Origin of the sequence: Candidatus Pelagibacter sp. Uisw_090 (genome assembly GCF_047717845.1) — a bacterium.
In the GTDB taxonomy this organism is placed as follows: Bacteria; Pseudomonadota; Alphaproteobacteria; order Pelagibacterales; family Pelagibacteraceae; genus Pelagibacter.
The window spans coordinates 1,278,317-1,296,351 of the sequence record NZ_CP159810.1; the positions used below are offsets into that span (position 1 = coordinate 1,278,317).

18 protein-coding genes and 2 pseudogenes are annotated in these 18,035 nt (G+C 29.8%); 10 read left to right on the forward strand and 10 right to left on the reverse strand.

All coding sequences use genetic code 11. The features are described 5' to 3' along the window. Positions 1 to 189: 189 nt before the first annotated feature. From ABXT58_RS07010 to hemC, 5 genes are read right to left on the reverse strand one after another with little or no spacing between them, the layout of a single operon-like run. Entirely contained in the window at positions 190 to 1,035 is an 846-nt protein-coding gene (locus tag ABXT58_RS07010; RefSeq protein ID WP_415303942.1) for a bifunctional 5,10-methylenetetrahydrofolate dehydrogenase/5,10-methenyltetrahydrofolate cyclohydrolase, read from the reverse strand. Positions 1,036 to 1,043: 8 nt separating this feature from the next. Then, positions 1,044 to 1,334: a YggT family protein gene (locus ABXT58_RS07015; protein ID WP_415278218.1), complete on the reverse strand. Its 291-nt coding sequence runs from the start codon at positions 1,332 to 1,334 to the stop codon at positions 1,044 to 1,046. Further along, positions 1,331 to 2,416: a mechanosensitive ion channel family protein gene (locus tag ABXT58_RS07020; RefSeq protein ID WP_415303943.1), complete on the reverse strand. Its 1,086-nt coding sequence runs from the start codon at positions 2,414 to 2,416 to the stop codon at positions 1,331 to 1,333. Before ABXT58_RS07020 ends, ABXT58_RS07015 begins: the two co-directional genes overlap by 4 nt. A gap of 2 nt (positions 2,417 to 2,418) precedes the next feature. Then, a complete protein-coding gene (locus ABXT58_RS07025; RefSeq protein WP_415303944.1) occupies positions 2,419 to 3,075 on the reverse strand; it encodes a uroporphyrinogen-III synthase in 657 nt (218 codons plus the stop codon). A gap of 43 nt (positions 3,076 to 3,118) precedes the next feature. Continuing rightward, a complete protein-coding gene (gene hemC, locus ABXT58_RS07030; RefSeq protein ID WP_415303945.1) occupies positions 3,119 to 4,042 on the reverse strand; it encodes a hydroxymethylbilane synthase in 924 nt (307 codons plus the stop codon). Positions 4,043 to 4,101: 59 nt separating this feature from the next. Here hemC and tsaD point away from each other — a divergent pair, with 59 nt between their 5' ends. Beyond that, the gene (tsaD, locus tag ABXT58_RS07035) at positions 4,102 to 5,175 is read left to right on the forward strand and encodes a tRNA (adenosine(37)-N6)-threonylcarbamoyltransferase complex transferase subunit TsaD (protein WP_415303946.1); all 1,074 of its coding nucleotides are present in this window, start codon (positions 4,102 to 4,104) and stop codon (positions 5,173 to 5,175) included. 199 nt (positions 5,176 to 5,374) lie between these two features. On the opposite strand, the pseudogene ABXT58_RS07040 reads toward tsaD, so the two are convergent. The 4 genes and pseudogenes from ABXT58_RS07040 to ABXT58_RS07055 form a co-directional block, all read right to left on the reverse strand. After that, positions 5,375 to 5,926, reverse strand: a pseudogene (locus ABXT58_RS07040) (inositol monophosphatase family protein); the annotation flags it as partial. Between the two features lie 20 nt (positions 5,927 to 5,946). Next, positions 5,947 to 6,168: a hypothetical protein gene (locus ABXT58_RS07045; protein ID WP_415303947.1), complete on the reverse strand. Its 222-nt coding sequence runs from the start codon at positions 6,166 to 6,168 to the stop codon at positions 5,947 to 5,949. Further along, positions 6,152 to 7,264, reverse strand: coding sequence for a hypothetical protein (locus ABXT58_RS07050; RefSeq protein WP_415303948.1), 1,113 nt, complete (start codon positions 7,262 to 7,264; stop codon positions 6,152 to 6,154). Before ABXT58_RS07050 ends, ABXT58_RS07045 begins: the two co-directional genes overlap by 17 nt. After that, positions 7,261 to 8,505, reverse strand: a complete 1,245-nt coding sequence (locus tag ABXT58_RS07055) for an ATP-grasp domain-containing protein (protein ID WP_415303949.1) — start codon at positions 8,503 to 8,505, stop codon at positions 7,261 to 7,263. The genes ABXT58_RS07050 and ABXT58_RS07055 overlap by 4 nt, the downstream gene beginning before the upstream one ends. A 558-nt stretch (positions 8,506 to 9,063) precedes the next feature. Here ABXT58_RS07055 and ABXT58_RS07060 point away from each other — a divergent pair. The 5 genes from ABXT58_RS07060 (at position 9,064) to acs (ending at position 14,089) form a co-directional block, all read left to right on the forward strand. Continuing rightward, positions 9,064 to 9,402: a hypothetical protein gene (locus ABXT58_RS07060; RefSeq protein WP_415303950.1), complete on the forward strand. Its 339-nt coding sequence runs from the start codon at positions 9,064 to 9,066 to the stop codon at positions 9,400 to 9,402. A 49-nt stretch (positions 9,403 to 9,451) separates the two neighbouring features. Further along, positions 9,452 to 10,507, forward strand: a complete 1,056-nt coding sequence (locus ABXT58_RS07065; RefSeq protein ID WP_415303951.1) for a DNA cytosine methyltransferase — start codon at positions 9,452 to 9,454, stop codon at positions 10,505 to 10,507. Between the two features lie 4 nt (positions 10,508 to 10,511). Beyond that, positions 10,512 to 11,519 (forward strand): restriction endonuclease PLD domain-containing protein, encoded by a 1,008-nt coding sequence (locus ABXT58_RS07070; protein WP_415303952.1) that lies wholly within the window; start codon positions 10,512 to 10,514, stop codon positions 11,517 to 11,519. 97 nt (positions 11,520 to 11,616) lie between these two features. Next, positions 11,617 to 12,030: an EVE domain-containing protein gene (locus ABXT58_RS07075; protein ID WP_415303953.1), complete on the forward strand. Its 414-nt coding sequence runs from the start codon at positions 11,617 to 11,619 to the stop codon at positions 12,028 to 12,030. A gap of 130 nt (positions 12,031 to 12,160) precedes the next feature. Beyond that, positions 12,161 to 14,089, forward strand: a complete 1,929-nt coding sequence (gene acs, locus ABXT58_RS07080; RefSeq protein ID WP_415303954.1) for an acetate--CoA ligase — start codon at positions 12,161 to 12,163, stop codon at positions 14,087 to 14,089. Here acs and ABXT58_RS07085 read toward each other — a convergent pair. Continuing rightward, positions 14,086 to 14,709, reverse strand: a complete 624-nt coding sequence (locus ABXT58_RS07085; RefSeq protein WP_415303955.1) for an esterase — start codon at positions 14,707 to 14,709, stop codon at positions 14,086 to 14,088. The two genes, acs and ABXT58_RS07085, sit on opposite strands and share 4 nt — an antisense overlap. 120 nt (positions 14,710 to 14,829) lie before the next feature. On the opposite strand from ABXT58_RS07085, the gene ABXT58_RS07090 reads away from it, so the two are divergent. The 4 genes and pseudogenes from ABXT58_RS07090 to rpe all read left to right on the forward strand — a co-directional run bounded on the left by ABXT58_RS07090 (position 14,830) and on the right by rpe (position 18,031). Further along, positions 14,830 to 15,093, forward strand: coding sequence for a DUF4212 domain-containing protein (locus ABXT58_RS07090; RefSeq protein ID WP_415286385.1), 264 nt, complete (start codon positions 14,830 to 14,832; stop codon positions 15,091 to 15,093). Further along, positions 15,093 to 16,907: pseudogene (locus tag ABXT58_RS07095) on the forward strand (sodium:solute symporter family protein). Before ABXT58_RS07090 ends, ABXT58_RS07095 begins: the two are co-directional and overlap by 1 nt. Before the next feature lie 72 nt (positions 16,908 to 16,979). Then, entirely contained in the window at positions 16,980 to 17,324 is a 345-nt protein-coding gene (locus ABXT58_RS07100) for a hypothetical protein (protein ID WP_415303956.1), read from the forward strand. Between the two features lie 47 nt (positions 17,325 to 17,371). Further along, positions 17,372 to 18,031: a ribulose-phosphate 3-epimerase gene (gene rpe, locus ABXT58_RS07105; RefSeq protein WP_415303957.1), complete on the forward strand. Its 660-nt coding sequence runs from the start codon at positions 17,372 to 17,374 to the stop codon at positions 18,029 to 18,031. The last annotated feature ends 4 nt before the right edge of the window (positions 18,032 to 18,035 follow it).

Below are 18,035 nucleotides of genomic sequence, written 5' to 3' on the forward strand. Positions count from 1 at the left end.
GTTTTGATACATATGGACATTAATATTCCTTTATCAACTAATTATAAGCTTACTAGTCATTTAAAAGTTACTTAAGTCATGACTGGTCATTTTTTGTTATTAGCTTGCAAGATAGTCATAGGAAAAACTAAAAAATAAACATGTCCTTCTTCAAATGGTAAGGAATTATTAGAGGGAAATGGAAAATTTTTATTTTTGAGTTCTTTTAAAACACTCAATAGTATTTTTTAGCAAGCAGGCAATAGTCATTGGCCCTACTCCACCTGGAACAGGTGTTAAAGCTCTTGCAACTTTTGATACTTCTTCAAAAGCAACATCTCCAACAATACCATTTTCAGTTTTATTTATTCCAACATCAATTACGATTGCATCTTTTTTAACCCAGTCAGCTTTTACAAGTTCTGGGATACCAACTGCCGCAACAATAATATCTGCCTCTAAACATTCTGCTTTTAAATCTTTAGTTTTTGAATGAGTTATCGTTACCGTACAATTTTCTTTTAAAAGTAGTTGTGCCATTGGTTTACCATTTAAGTTTGATCTGCCAATCATAACAGCTTTTTTTCCACTTAGATTTGGTTCAATTTTTTTAATCATTAAGTAACATCCTAAGGGCGTACAAGGTACTGAGCTTTCATATCCTGATGAAAGATTACCAACATTCATTGGATGAAACCCATCAACATCTTTACCTGGCAAAATAGTTTCAATAACTTTTTGCTTATCAATATGTTTTGGTAAAGGTAGTTGAACTAAAATTCCTGAAATACTTTCATCTTTATTTAGCTCATCAATTTTATCTAATACTGTTTTTTCCTCCACAGTCCCTGGGTATCTAATTACTTCAGATTTTAACCCCACTTCATTCGCAGCTTTTTCTTTCATACGAACATAAATTTGGCTAGGAGTCATATCTCCAATTAATATTACTGTAAGTCCTGGAGTTTTATTGTGTTTAGCTTTTAACTCTACAACTTCTTGTCTTAGTTCTTCTCTGAGTTCAGCTGCTATTTTTTTTCCATCTATTAAGATCATAAATTTCCCTAAAAAATCATTGGCGCAATGTAGAGTTTCATACACATTTCTATAAACCAAATCAACAACAGTAGTACTACTGGTGCAATATCTAATGATCCTAGGTTAGGAAGAAATCGTCTTATTCTATTCAACATTGGCTCAGTTAATCGGTAAGTCATTTCTAATATTGAGTAAACAAACCTATTTTGAGTATTTATAATGTTAAAGGAAACAAGCCAGCTGATAACTACATTCGCAATTACCACATAAGAATAAAGCTTTAATATTTGAAGGGCTAAGTAAAAAATGGCTATCATTTTTTCTCAACATAAATTGACTGACTTGGGAAAGCAAAAGCTGCTTTGTTTCCTTCAACAATTTGTTTTATTTCAATTGCAAGTTTTTCTTTAACCTCCAACCAAGTTGAAAAACTGTTAGAGGTAGTAAAACATCTAACCCTCATATCAATCGAACTATCTGAAAATTTTTCAACTCTAACTGCAACTCCTACAGCTTTGTCAAAATCATCATTTTTATTAATGTGACCTTCAATTTCATTTCTAATTTTTTTTAGTTGTTCAACAGTAGTGTCGTATTGAAGTGTTATTGCCCAATCTATTCTCCAGTTAGTTGTCTCACTAATATTGATAACTGCATTTTCAGCAAACTGAAAATTAGGAATTATGGCTAAAGATTTATCAAACTTTCTTAAAACTGTTGATCTAAAACCAATTTTCTCAACAATACCTTCAATAATACCTTCAACTAAAATCCAATCCCCTATTTTAAATCTTTTTTCAACTAAAACTAAAATTCCAGAAATCAAATTTTTAAATAAGTCTTGTGCACCTAAAGCAACAGCAACACCAAATAAACCCAGTCCTGCAATAATTGGTCCAATTTTTATTCCCCAAAGTTCAAGAACAGCTGCTAGCCCTAAAATAAAAATTAAAATCTTTAAAGATTTTATAATCCAGCCCACTAACTCACGGGTTAACATTTTATCTAGCCCACTTAAAATATAAGAAATTGGTTCAATAATTTGATGAATAACCCAGAATATTAAAATTGTAATTAATGTTCGATTAATTGTATCAACTATGGCTCTCCCATCATCTGCAAAAGACATATAATAACTTGCAATAAAGAAACCTAAAACAATTGGTAAAAATCTAGCTGGTCCTTCCATTGCATGGACAAAGGTGTCATCTAATTTATTTGTAGTTCTTTTTGAAATTGCTTCTAGTCTTTTAATAATAACTTTACTTATTATTCCTCTAAAAATTAAAAAAATAAAAAATATTCCAATACCAATTAGTATCTGAAAAATATCAACTCCACGAATTCCTTTAGACCAAACAGAAATAAACAGATCACTAAAATTACTAAATATGTCCATAATTAAATTTTATATAGCAAAAATTCCTCTTCTCCAGGGTTAAAAAGAAAAATTTTTTTCCATTTAATTTCATTAAGAATTGAAGAGGTTTTTTCTCCAATGCACATCAAATTAGTATTCATACATAAGGTTTCTAGCTGATAATTTTTAATTACTTTTAAAAAATTAATCGCACTATTTTGTGAATAAATGTAAATAATTTCAGGCATTTTCAATTTAAGTTTTTCAATAAAGCTTTCATCATATTTTTCAATTGAGTTGGTCCTGTAATTAATTAGTCGATCTATCGTATACCCACTTGAAATGAGTTCCTTATCTAAATTACTAGAGATTATTTCTCCACTTATATAAATTAGCTTTCCTTCAGAAGGTTTAAAATTTTGTAAGATTAATTCCTTAAGATTATTAACATTTCCTTCAGCTGCAAAAACATTTTGAAAACCAGCACTTCTAGCTTTTTTTTCAGTAGCATCTCCAACACAAAAGCATTTTAATTTTTTATCAATGTTCTTTATATCCAAAAATTTAATAGCATTACTGCTTGTAAAAATAATACCTTTAAACTCAGAATAGTTTGGAGCTTCATATTTTAAACCCTCAATATTAATTAATGGTAAATGAGATATTTCATGACCTAATGATTGAAATTTTAATATCATTTCATGACAATCTTCTAAGGGTCGTGTGAATAAAATATGCATATTATTTTTTGTAAGAATTATTAGACATCTTTTTAAGAGTTTTTCCCATCTCTATTCCTAACTCTTCTGCTTTGTCTATATCTTCAGATGACTTTAAATAAAATCTTTTACTGCCATCTAGGGAAAATAGCTCTACTTCAAGATTAATTTTATCACCCTCAATACTAGCAAATGCTCCTACTGCTGTTTCACAATCTCCTTCTAAAACCTTTAAAACATTTCTTTCAGCTTTTATAGAGTTATGTGTTGATTGATGATCAACTTGTTTTAATAACTCAATTAAATCTTCATCATTATCTCTACATTGCAAGGCAATAACTCCTTGTCCAGCACAGGGTATAATTTCTGAAGTAGAAAAAGCTTGAGAGATATTTTGATTTAAACCCAAAGAATTGATTCCAGCATATGATAAAATAATTGCATCATATAAATTCTCATTAAGTTTTCTTATTCTTGTATCAACATTTCCTCTAATTAATTTACAATCAAGATCTTCTCTTATTTTTTTAATCTGAAATTCTCTTCTAAATGAGGATGTTCCAATAATTGAATTTGAAGCTAAATCTTTTAGATGTTTATTATCTTTGCTAATTAAAATTTCTCTTGGGTCGTTTCTTTCTAAAAAACAATTTGTTAATAAACCTTCAGTTTCTTCAGAAGGCATATCTTTTAATGCATGCACAGCTATATCTATTTTTTTTTCTGATAATTCAACCTCTATAGTTTTTGAAAAAAGACCCTTACCTCCAACCTCAGATAACCTTTTATCTTGAACTTGATCACCCTTGGTTACAATTTCTTTAATGATTACTTCTTCAATTCCAAAATCTTTTGCATAGCTAAGAATTTTTTCCCTAGCTTTTTCAGCATAGATTAATGCTAATTTGCTTCCTCTTGACCCTATAATAATTTTTTTATTTTTCATTTATTTGCTTTATACTTCATGCTTATATTGAGAATGTATAATTAATAAAAACTAATTTAATGATTAAAAAGCCCCTAATTCTAGGAATTGAATCAAGCTGTGATGAAACAGCTGCTTCTATCATAACAGAAAATGAACAAGGAATGCCAACAATTTTATCAAACATTGTTTCAAGCCAATTTGATATTCATAAGGAATTTGGGGGTGTTGTTCCTGAGCTTGCTGCAAGATCTCATATGGATAAAATAGATATAATCACTAAAAAAGCAATTGATGAAAGTGGAGTAAAAATGGAAGATCTGGATGCTATAGCAGCAACAGCAGGACCAGGTCTTATAGTCTGTCTATCTGTTGGATTAAGTTTTGGAAAAGCAATGGCCTCTTCCCTCAATAAACCATTTATAGCTGTTAATCATTTAGAGGGGCATGCATTAAGTCCAAAACTAAATTCTGAATTAAACTATCCTTACTTGCTACTTTTAATTTCTGGAGGTCATACTCAATTTTTAAGTGTTCAAGGGTTAGGAAATTATAGAAGATTAGGAACAACTATTGATGATGCTGTGGGTGAGGCATTTGATAAAACAGCAAAATTATTAGGTATAGAATTTCCTGGTGGACCACAAATTGAAATATATGCAAAAAAAGGTGATCCAAATAAATATTTATTGCCCAAGCCAATTTTTCATAGGGGTGGTTGTAACTTATCATTTTCAGGATTAAAAACTGCTATTTTAAAAATCTCGAAACAAATTAAAACTGATCAAGAAAGATATGACTTAGCAGCATCTTTTCAAAAAACTATTGAAGAGATATTATATAAAAAAAGTAAAATTGCTTTTGAAGAATTTAAAAAAATAAATGTAGCAAAAAAAAATATATTCGTAGTTGCGGGTGGAGTTGCTGCAAATAAAAAAATTAGAGAAGTTCTAACTAATCTTTGTAAGGAAGAAAGGTTTGAAGCAATATTTCCACCTACTAAATTATGTGGAGATAATGCGGCAATGATTGCAATGGTTGGACTAGAAAAATTTAAATTAAAACATTTTAGTGAATTAGATAGTCCAGCAAAACCTAGATGGCCCTTAGATGCAAATGCTGTCTTTTTAAAGGGTGCAGGTGTAAAACTATAGCTATTATATACAAATATAAATTATTTTTGACTAGTTGCACTTATCCATATCAATGCTTTTAACTTGAAAGAATTATTTTGTTTAGTTGTGTCGTCATGTTCTTTAATGGAAAAATATGCTCTAAAAATATTTTTATTTATTTTAATGTTATTAAGAAAATTTTTTAGAAATATGAACATTAGTTTTAATTTGATATTTTTTACTCATCTAATGTTTTTTTACATAAATCACGTAAAGTTTTAAAATTATTTTTATTTGCAACTATGAAGCTTATTATTGTTTTATTTTTATTTTTATACTTATAATATATTTGGGCTCCATTTTTTTCTGCTAAAGCTAATCCTCCAGCAACATCCCAAATTTTATTTTGAAAGCCTACACAGGCTGAAAGTTTTCCTTCAGAAAAATATGCTAAATTCATTCCTGCTGAACCTGTTCGTAAAGCACCTTGTGAAATAAAATTCATTTTTTTAAATAATTCTAGTTCTTTGTTTTTTTTATTCATATGACTCGATGAAAAAGATACGGCAATCAAGCTTTCCGATATTGGACAATCGTCAATATAGATTCTGCTTGCATTTTTAAAAACTCCACCATTTTGGTCAGAATAATATAGTTCGTTTGTAAGAGGGTTAAAAATTACACCAAAAAGTATTTTTTTTTTATCCTTAAGTGCTATTGATGTGCAAAAATAAGGTATTTTGTGAATATAGTTTACTGTCCCATCAAGAGCATCAACGATCCATGTAAAATTTGGTTTTTTGAAGTATTTTAGATATCCATTTTCCTCAAATAAAAAATTTGTTTTTTCTTTTTTTTTTTAAGTATTTTTAATATTATATTTTCACCATCTATATCTATTTTTGTGCAAACATCCCTATTCATTTTAGATTTTATTTTAAATTTTGTTTCCTCAGAATAATTTTTAACTAAAATTTCTCCACTCTTAACTGCAGCTCTAATTGCTAAAATTAATTTATTTTCTATTGTCATTTTTGATTGAGTTAAGTTTTAAGGAATTTGATTCCCAGTTTTCAAGTAAAAACTGATGCAAAGGTTCTCCATCTTGTAGATTTAAAATTATTTTTAAAAACTCTTTTTTATCTAGTGCTTTTCTCAATATTTTTATACCAGAATCTTCATCTTTAATATTTTTATACTGTATTGCTGATAAAATTCCTACCGCAAGAGCATTGGGTTTAATTCCTACAGACAAACATTCGTTTGCAGCTCCTATTAATCTTTCTTTTCTTTGAAGTTTTCTAAACGGTTCTCTTGCAACTCTAGATATTGGATCAAATAATAATTTATTTGAAAATCTTTTAAACTCTTTTGATCCATAAAATTTAGTAAATTTTTTATCTAAACTATATTTTTTGATCAACATTTTAGATAATTCTAAAATACAATCTTTTATAACTTTTTTTATCCTGGTATTTTGTAAAGCTTCGTGCACATATATATTTTTAATTCTATTTCCCAAATATGCAGCTATACAGTGAGAAGAGTTATGTATATAAAATTTAGCTAGCCATTGAACTCTTAGTTCTTTTTGATTTAAAAAAATAGCTTTTGTATTTTTAATTTTTAATTTTCTATCTATAAAACAAAGGCCATCTTCTGTTATAAGATTAAGTTTATTTATTTTTTTTATTTTTTTTGAGGCTGTATTTGACGTAATTACATCTGGAATTCCAAAATATATATTTTTCTTTTTACTTTCTTTTTTAAGATAATCTACAATATCTGGATCATTTTCTAAACAAAGGATGTCTTTTTTAAAAAAAGAAATGTTTTTTACTATATTTTTTACCTGTCTTGTTCCTACGCAGGTAATTATTAAATCAAAATTGTTTATAAAGTCAATTTCTTCATTCAATAAATATATTTTCTTTGGAAAAACTTTTTTTGAAATATATTTATTGTTTGATATTTTAAATGTTTGATAATATTTTTTTTTCTTAATATCTGAAATTAAAGATTTACTTACATCCACATAGTACAAATCATAAAATTTTTCAGAAAAAACCCAGGGCAGATAACCCCTACCTATTGCTCCAGCACCATAGATTAATAATTTTTTTTTCATTTAGTGATGATGTGTATACATTTTTTTGCTTTATTGATTAAGTCTATAGTTTTTTTTTCATTTGTGGATGCGCCTATAATAAAGCACGGTCTATCGGCACAATTTTCATAATCTTGAATAGAATCACCGCTTTTCTTTGTAAAAATAACTTCCAAAATGTCGTTTTTTGATATTTTAGGTTTTTTGTATTTTATTTTTAATATTTTACCTGGTCTCGGCCAAACAGTTGTACTTAATGCCGTTCTATTAAATTTTTTATCTAATAATTTTTTATTAAATTTATGTCCAAGTGATATTTGCATTGCTGCTTCAATTACCTTTTTTCCTGTTGCTGCAGGCACAAGGATTTGACAATCAAACCCACCTGACAATCTAGTAGTCATCTCTAATATAATTAGTTTACCTCTGTCTATTAATAGATCAAATTTTGCAGGTCCGACTTTTACACCTAACTTGGAGGCTACCTTCTTACAATAATTAAATATTTTCTTTTGCATAATTTCTGACAATTGTGTTGGGTTTCTCAGGCCTATTTCTAATGCTTTACCCGAACTGTGATCAAAATATCTATCTGTGATAAAGCATGGATAAAATTTTCCATTAATATCAAATAATGTTTCTACCGTATGTTCACTTCCTGTAAAATATTTTTCAACCGTACAATAACCACACCTTGAAACCTTGATTGCTTTTGCAATGATTTTTTTTAAATTCTTACTCTCAACTTTGCTCTTAATTATTTGCATCCCTCTGCTAGCACTATTATCAGTATTTTTTATTATGAATGGATATCCAATATTTTTTTCAATATTTTTATTTATATTTTTATTTATATTTTTTATTTTTAAAAATGGGAAATCTATTAAATTATTTTTAAATAAAAATTTTCTAAATAAATATTTATTATTTGTAATTTTTGCAATTTTTACACCTGAAGTAACTAGATTAAGTTTTTCTGCTAAAGTTGCAGCTGTGATAGTGCAATCAATACCTGCAACAAAAATAGATTTAATATCAATTTTTTTTTTAATTTTATTTAAAAGATCTAAATTTTTTTTAATGTTAAAAATATCAACTTGAAAAAATAAGTCAGCATTAGATTTACAAAAACAGTTTTTATTAATGTCTGTAATTAAAATTTTATATCCTAGTTCTTTAGCGGCTAAAATATTAAAATATTGCATTCTTCCACCACCAAGAATCCAAATATACTTATTTTTAGTAATATTTTTTTTATTCATTTTGGAGTTTGCTTACTAAATTAAATTTTAAAGTTATTCTTATTCTTATAATATACTTGATAAAACCAATTAACAAATACAAATGTGAAGTATGTGTTTGATAAATTTACTATAAAAAGAAAGATATCTTTGGTGGTATCGTTATCAATACTGATTCTTATAATTTTAAAAAAAATGAGCTATATTTAATAAAACAGTAAATTCTTAAATAAAAATATGTTTAATATTTAGAAAATATTATTTATATAAAAGCACTTTGAAATTGGGTAAAGGTTTAGTTAATTAATTAAAAAATTTATTCTATAAATTATGACAAAATCCTATTGGTTAATGAAACCAACACTTGTTGTTCTCCGATAAGACTCCACGGACACCCACCAACTTTTACTTTACTTTCCTTTCTAAAAATATTGATTAATATCACTTAAAGGCCCACAATACATGTCACATGACATGGCACGATTTTAACGTCCGAAATCAATCAAAATATTGCCACTTTTAATTATTATATTAAAAATTGTTAAAGTTCATTTTCAGAATTTTAATAACCCCCAATATATGCAACTAGAACTATTCGATTATAGAAGAGATTGTCTTTTTGAGTCGGAAAATCAATGTATTCACTATTACGATGTATTAAAGGAAACCGACGATACTATTAGCTATTCAGAACATATTAATCCAAAAAAAGGTTATGCAGTTTGTGGTATGGAATATGAAGAATATATAGATATTAAGAAAGATAGATTGAAAGGATTAACATACGACCAAATTCTTAACTACTTAAAAAATGTCAAAAAGGAAGAGAGACTTGAAAAATATAAGGCACTACTAAAATTTAGAGACGTATCTTTTGAAGCAGATTTATTTACCTGGCACAATAAAGATTTATATTAAGCTAATACTATTTAGCTGCAAAATTTTAGAAATAGTGTAATAAATATTTATGACTAAATTTAAACTTGCAGAATTTTTTAGTGGACCTGGAGGCATGGGTTATGGTGCGGGCTTAAGCAAGATTAAGGATAAAAAAAATATTCACTCAATTGAGCATGCGTGGGCCTCAGATTACCATCAAGCTTCTTGCAATACTTATGAAAAAAACATTAAAACAAAAGCCATGTTTTGTGAAAAAGTTGAAAACTTTTTCAATCTAGTTGATAAAAAAAAAATTATTCTCCCAGAGTTTGATTGCTTTGCTTATGGTTTTCCTTGTAATGATTTTAGCAATGTTGGTGAAAGTCTAGGTATTGAAGGAAAGTTTGGACCTCTCTATACTTATGGAGTTGAATTAATAAATAGATACCACCCTACTTGGTTTGTGGCAGAAAATGTTGGGGGTATGAAAAGTTCAAATGAAGGAAAAACTTTTTTAAAAATTCTTAAAGATCTAGAGAGTGCAGGCAAAGGTTATAATTTGACTGTCCATAAATATAAGTTTGAAGATTATGGAATTCCTCAAGCACGACACAGAATAATTATTGTGGGTATTAAAAAAGAATTAAACCTTAAATTTAAAGTTCCTAAACCTAATTATAAAATAATGACCGCTAAGGAAGCATTGAATAATATACCTGTCAATGCTTATAACAACGAACTAACAAATAATTCGAAACAAGTAATTGAAAGATTAAAATATATTAAACCAGGCAAGAATGCTTTTAATTCTGAGATACCAAAGCATTTACAATTAAATGTTAAAGGAGCAAAGATCAGTCAAATTTACAGGAGGTTACACCCTGATAAGCCTTCTTATACAGTAACTGGCAGTGGTGGTGGTGGAACACATGTGTATCACTGGAAAGAAAATAGAGCCTTAACAAATAGAGAAAGAGCAAGACTGCAAACTTTTCCTGACAACTTCATCTTCACTGGCTCAAAAGAGGAAGTTCGTAAACAAATAGGAATGGCAGTACCTGTAAAAGGCGCCAAAATCATATTCGATTCAATACTTAAAACTTTCGCCAAAATTGAATATGCTTATATAAAACCTAATATGTAAATATATGTTTACTAATGAAAAAGACTTTGGTGGCGATTTTGGAAAAGAAATATTTAGAAATATAGATAATTTTAACTCACTAGAGATAGCTAGTGGTTATTTTGATCCTCAGACAATTGAAAAAAATAGAAATAAACTCTTAGAGATAGCAAAAAGAGGCTTCTGTAAAATTTTAGTAGGGATGATTTACCATGAAGGTGTAAGCAAAAATCAAAAAAAAACTTTAGAAGAATTAAATAAAGATTTAAAAAAAATTAACAATGAAAGTGGTGTTTATATAACCTTAAGAAAATATCATGGAAAGATTTATAAATTTAAAAAAGATCAAAATGATTTAATATTTGTGGGTTCATCTAATTTTTCTGGAACTGGAATGTACGGGAATTTAGAATGCAATACTTCTGTTTTAGATAGAGGTAGCAAAGACCATATTTCTAAATTTTTAAATCATCTTTTTACCTCAAAAGAATTATGTGCAAACCTAGATAATGTTGAGCTTACTATTAAAAAAAAAAAGAAGAAAAAAAGTAAAGAAAAATTATCTAAGTATGAAATATCTAAAGCATCATTTCCTAAATCAAAAATTTTAAGTGAAACAAAGATTAAATTACGAGTAGATGAGCAACCAAGATCATCTCTAAATCTATATTTTGAAAAAGGAAGAAAAAATCCAAAGACTGGAAAATATAGTCCTAGACCATGGTATGAAGTAGAAATTACATCAAAAAAGAGTGAAAGAACAAAAGATTATCCAGTGGGTAAATTCATTGCTTATGTTTTTGATGATAAAAAATATTACAAATTAAATATGATTACAGCTTCTGATGGATATAAAGGAATTATGACAAAAGATAATAGGGAAATCTTAGGGGAATATATCAAGGGTAAATTGGAGCGTGAAGGACACCTTGAGCGACTAGAAACAATCACAATAGATACTTTAAGGAATTACGGCCAGGATTACATCTCTCTTAAAAAAATAAAAGATAAAACTTATTACTTAGAATTTTAAAATACATGTCACATAACATGTCACGTGTTTGTTAAAAATAGTGTAAAACAAAATGTGTAGTATGAATAAAGTAAGTAAACATTGGAGAAACAATTAGATGAACTACTGGTTAATGAAATCAGAACCTGATGTTTGGTCAATTGATCAACAAAAAAAAGCTGGGGCAAAAGGTGCTCCCTGGGATGGGGTAAGAAATTATCAAGCAGCTAAAAATTTAAAAGGAATGAAAAAGGGAGATCTTTGTTTTTTTTATCATTCAAATATTGGCAAAGAAATTGTTGGTATAGTTGAGATTATTAAAGAGGCTTTCTTGGATAAGACTGACAAGGATGGTCGTTTTGTGGCAGTTCAAGTAAAATTTAAAGAAAAGTTAAAAAAGAGCGTAACACTTGAAGAGGTCAAAAAAAATAAGGATCTTAGTCATTTATCACTAATTAGACAGAGCAGGTTATCTGTCATGCCAATTGACTCTAAAAGCTGGAAAATTTTAAATAAGATGGGTAATATTTAAATATTAAAAAATTTCATGCCAAAACAAAAAAAAACAAAAGTAAAAAAAAAAAATCCCTAAAAATTCCAAGGTTAAGAAAAAAATAAAACCTATTAAAAGAAAAGTTTCAAAAAAAATTGAGGAAAAAGAATTGGTTTTTAAAACTAAACCTGAGTGGGTAAAAAGTGCTTTAATAAATAAAGCAAAATACCAAAAAAAATATTCTGACTCAATTAAAAATAATGATAACTTTTGGAAAACTGAAGGGAAAAGAATAACCTGGATTAAGCCCTATAAAAAAATTAAAGATGTTAAATATAGTAAAAAAGAAGTTAAGATTAAATGGTATGAAGATGGAACATTAAATGCTTCTGCCAATTGTATAGACCGTCACCTTAAAGATAAAAAAGACAAGACAGCGATTATCTGGGTTGGTGATAACCCAAAAGATACAAAAAAAATTTCTTACAAGCAATTACATAAAGAGGTTTCTAAGGCTGCAAATGGTTTAAAAAAACTAGGCATAAAAAAAGGTGATCGAGTTACAATTTATTTAACTATGATCCCAGAACTTGCGATAACAATGTTGGCTTGTGCTAGGATTGGTGCAGTTCATTCTATTATTTTTGGTGGATTTTCAGCTGAATCTATCACTACAAGAATTAATGATTGTGAGTCAGAGTACATCATTACTGCTGATGAAGGGGTAAGAGCTGGCAAAACAATTCCTTTAAAAAAAATTACAGATGAAGCGTTAAGAAAATGCCCTGATGTTAAAAAATGCATAGTCGTAAAAAGAACAGGAAATAAAGTCGACTGGGTTAAAGGAAGAGACGTTTGGTATAATGACTTAATTAAAGATGTATCAAACAAGTGTGATCCTGAAGAAATGAATGCTGAAGATCCTTTGTTTATTCTTTACACTTCTGGATCTACTGGAAAACCAAAAGGTGTTTTACACACAACGGGTGGTTATATGGTTTATACATCAATGACTCACCAACATATTTTTAATTATAAACCCAAGGATATATACTGGTGTACTGCTGACATTGGCTGGGTAACAGGTCATAGCTATATAATCTATGGACCTCTTGCTAATGGTGCAACAACAATAATGTTTGAAGGTGTTCCAACTTATCCTGATAGTTCAAGATGGTGGCAGATAATCGATAAATATAAAGTTAATATTTTTTATACAGCGCCAACGGCTATCAGAGCCTTAATGAGAGAGGGAAACAAACCTGTTAAAAAAACTTCAAGAAAATCATTAAAATTATTAGGGACTGTCGGAGAACCAATCAATCCAGAAGCTTGGATGTGGTATTATAAAACAGTTGGAAATTCAAAATGTCCTATAGTTGATACATGGTGGCAAACTGAAACTGGTGGAATTTTAATTAGTCCACAAACAGGTGCTATGAATTTAAAACCTGGCTCTGCATCCAAACCTTTTTATGGAATTAAGCCCTCTATAGTTGATAAAAGTGGAAAAGAAATAAAAGGTGCCGGTGAAGGAAGATTATGCATTTCACAGTCGTGGCCTGGACAAATGAGAACTGTTTATGGTGACCACCAAAGATTTATTGATACTTATTTCTCTCAATTTGATGGAAAATATTTTACAGGCGATGGAGCTAGAAGAGATAAAGACGGATACTACTGGATCACAGGACGTGTTGATGATGTAATTATTGTATCTGGTCACAATTTGGGAACTGCTGAAATTGAAAGTGCTTTTGTTGCTCACCCTAAAGTTGCTGAAGCTGCAGTTGTTGGGTATCCTCATGATATCAAGGGTAATGGTTTATACTGCTATGTTACTTTAAATTTAGGAGAAAAATCAGATCTAGATCTTGAAAGAGATCTTAAACTTTGGGTTAGAAAACAGATTGGACCACTTGCAACGCCTGATATTATTCATTTTTCACCTGGTCTTCCAAAAACTAGATCTGGAAAAATTATGAGAAGAATTTTAAGAAAAATTGCTGCTAACGAGCATAATCAATTGGGTGACACATCTACTTTAGCCGATCCAAGTGTTGTGCAAAGCTTAGTTGATAATAGAAAAAATATTTAAATCTTAATTAATTCTTTAAATTCTTTTTCAATATTTTCCCATTTTAAGATCATAGAATTTAACACGATTTTTCTATCTAAAATTTTTAATTCATCAGCCACTGGTGCCCACTTATATAAGGTTAGAGCACTTTCATTAAATGGCCAAGATTTATAATATGTATTCCAATCAATCTTTTCTAATCTTTCTTCAAATTTTTCTTTTGCTTGTGAAATAATTTCTTCTGGCATTTCATTTTTTTTTTCTTTGGTCAAAATTTTATCATAAACTTCATTGGCTTTACTCATGTCCTTATAATTACAAAAAACATTCAAATACGATAGGCTATAAAAAGTAAGATCCTGAAGTGCTATAGAATAAATATTCCATTTAGCTTTGTTAATGGATGCTAAGAATACTTCATCATCAAAGTGTAATACCCACTTGGTTCCCATTCTTGTTTTTAAGTAATTATATAGAGTTACCTGCGATACCCATGCTGATTTTGTTTGAATAAACAGTGTAAGGTCTTCTATATTCTTAATCTTTTTCTTTGGAAGAACTCCTTTAAACAAAGCAAATAAATAAACTCTAAAATCTTCTAGTTTTATGTCTTTTAATTTAAGTTTATATTTAAGCAATTTTACCTACCTTTTGTATGCTTTATATTACAAAAATGGCCCTAATTCGACCTTTTTAAGGGCTTTCAATCTATCTCATTATGGTTAAAGTTTCTTTCTTAACTATATAGGGAGAGTAAAATGTCAAATAAAGCAAAACACTGGGAAAAAACTAGGGGGCTACTGTTTGTTACTTTAGCAATCTGGTTTGTATTCTCAATTGGCATCTTTTTTTTCGGAACTGAAATGGAAGCATCTAGCTTCAAACCTTTTGGTTACCCATTGTCATATTATATGACATGTCAGGGTTCATTATTAGCATTTGTAATTTTGAATTTCTGGTTTGCAGGTAGACAAGAGAAGATAGATGAAGAGTTTGGTTTCACTGAAAGAGAGGATAGCTAATGATAAAAGGTAAATTTATAGACAATCTACCAAAAGTTTATGGAATCTATACAGGTGGTTTTATAGGGTTCATAATATTGATGGCGATTGCTGAACAAATGGGAATGTCTGCAAAAGCAATAGGAATTTCTTTTGTTATATTCACCATTGCTATCTATGCGATAATCGGTTGGTTATCACGTACACTTCAGATGGACGCTTACTACGTAGCAGGCAGAGAAGTACCTACTGTATTTAACGGAATGGCTACTGCAGCAGACTGGATGTCTGGTGCATCATTCGTTGCGATGGCAGGTGGTATTTACTTTAAGGGCTATGGATATATGGCACTACTAGTTGGATGGACAGGTGGTTATATACTTGTATCTACTTTACTAGCACCTTACTTGAGAAAATTTGGCTGTTACACAGTTCCAGATTTTGTTGGTACACGATATGGTGGTAATGCAGCAAGACTTTCTGCAGTACTAGTATTAACAGTAGCTTCATTCACATATGTGACTGCACAAATAAATGCAACAGGAACTATTGCTTCAGTAGCATTAGATATTCCTTTTGAAATTGCTGTGTACGTCGGATTAGCAAGTATATTGATGTGTTCAATGCTTGGTGGAATGAGAGCGGTTACATGGACGCAAGTTGCGCAATATATAGTTTTAATTATTGCTTACTTACTTCCTGTATTCTGGATCAGTAGTAAAATGGGTGCTGGATTCTTCCCACATTTAATGTTGGGAGATGAAGTGGCTAGAATTGCTGAACTAGAAAGTCAGTTTGGGTTTGTGAAAACTCAGCTGCAGACTTAGCTACAGTACCGAAAGGTTTGGCTGGAATAACTAAAGCACACTCATCAGTTAATGGAACAAACTGGGGATTCATTTCTCTAGCAATTTGTATGATGGCGGGAACAGCTTCTTTGCCTCACGTTATGATGAGATACTTTACTACTCCAAGTGTAAAATCAGCTAGAAGATCTGTAGCATGGTCGCTACTTTTCATCTTTATTTTATACTCAACTGCGCCAATGTTAGCTACATTATCAAAACTATCACTGATTGATCCAACACTTTCAACAGGGATTATTGGTAAATCAATAGCTGAAGTTCAAGCGATAGATTGGTATCAAAACTGGAACCAAGCTAACCTGATGTTTGTCAGCGACTTTAACGGAAATGGAACTCTTGAATTAAATGAGTTTTTCATGGGTGGTAAAGCTGTTGTATTAGCTACTCCAGAAATTGCTGGATTACCTTATGTAATCTCAGGTCTGGTTGCTGCTGGAGGTATGGCCGCTGCCATGTCTACTGCCGATGGTTTGATCTTAGCAATCGCAAATGCTTTGTCTCATGACTTGTACTACAAGATCATTGATCCAAAAGCAGAAGCTGCGAAAAGATTAATTGTTGCAAGGGTATTACTTGTAATCATTGGTTTTGCTGGAGCAACTATTGCCGCAATGGGTATCCAAGGTATCTTAGGTTCAGTAATCTGGGCTTTTGACTTTGCGATGTCAGGATTGTTCTTCCCACTTGTACTAGGTGTATGGTGGAAAAGAGCGAATGGTCCTGGTGCTGTTGCAGGAATGCTTCTGGGATTAGCAGACTGGTACTTGGTATCTAGTTTGGGTACGTACTGGTGGAGCTGGATTCTGGGGTATTACTCAACTTACATTCGGTATCTTTGGATCGTTGGTTAGTTTAGTTTCTATGGTAGTTGTTAGTTTACTAACAAAAGCACCAGACAGAGCTACTCAAGATATGATTGACGAGCTTCGTATTCCAAGTGGTAAAACAATTCTTGGAAAACAACACTAATTAAATTTATTATTAAGGGGCGATTTATTTCGCCCCTTAGTAAATTTTTAAACAAAATTCCTTTTTATATTTATGCCAGAAATTCATCCCTTTATTCTTATAATTGATTATATTTTAGGTGTTATAATGTGGACTCTAATTGGAAGAGTTGCGATGAATATTTTTCAACGAGAAAACTCAGAATTTTTTTTTATGAAAGCTTTTGTAAAATTAACAAACCCATTAATAAGATTATTTAAACCTATAACTCCTTCATTCATTATAGATCCTCTTGTTCCTCTTTACGTAGCCTGGTTCTTTTATATGATTAGATTTTACCTTATGCCCTACCTACTAGGGTATTCTGTCATGGGAATGTTATCTTTTCCTTTAGAAAGTGAAATTGCTACAGAAATTTATCGTATTTTTGGCAAATAATTAATTCAAATTAAAAATAAAATTGATACTACTAATATTAGTAATCAATGAAAAAAATACAAATATCACCTTCAATTTTATCTGCTGACTTTAGTCAATTAGGTAATGAGATTAAAAGACTAGAAAAAGGTGGTGCTGACATGATTCATGTTGATGTTATGGATGGTCACTTTGTTCCAAATTTAACCATGGGGCCTCCAATTATTAAGGCTTTAAGACAATATACAAAGCTGCCATTTGATGTTCACTTAATGATTTCACCTGTTCATAAATATATTCAAGATTATGCTAATGCAGGAGCGGACATTATTACAATACACCCCGAAGCAACAGAAGATTTGAAAAGCTCCATTCAACATATCAAAAATTTAAATAAGAAGGTTGGAGTTTCATTAAACCCTGAAACTAAAATTGATTTAATAACTAATTTGTTAAATGAGATTGATTTAGTTTTAATTATGAGTGTAAACCCAGGGTTTGGAGGGCAAAAATTTATGCCCGAAGTACTTGATAAAATTAAAGAATTAAAAAAGATAAAAGATAAAAAAAGTTTAGAATTGGATATTGAGATTGATGGAGGGATTAACTTTGATAATAACAAGTTGGCTATTGAAGCTGGTGCAAATATTTTAGTTTCTGGCACTACTGTATTCAAAAATAATAATGGAAATATAAAAAAAAATATAGATCTTTTAAAATCAAGCTAGAATA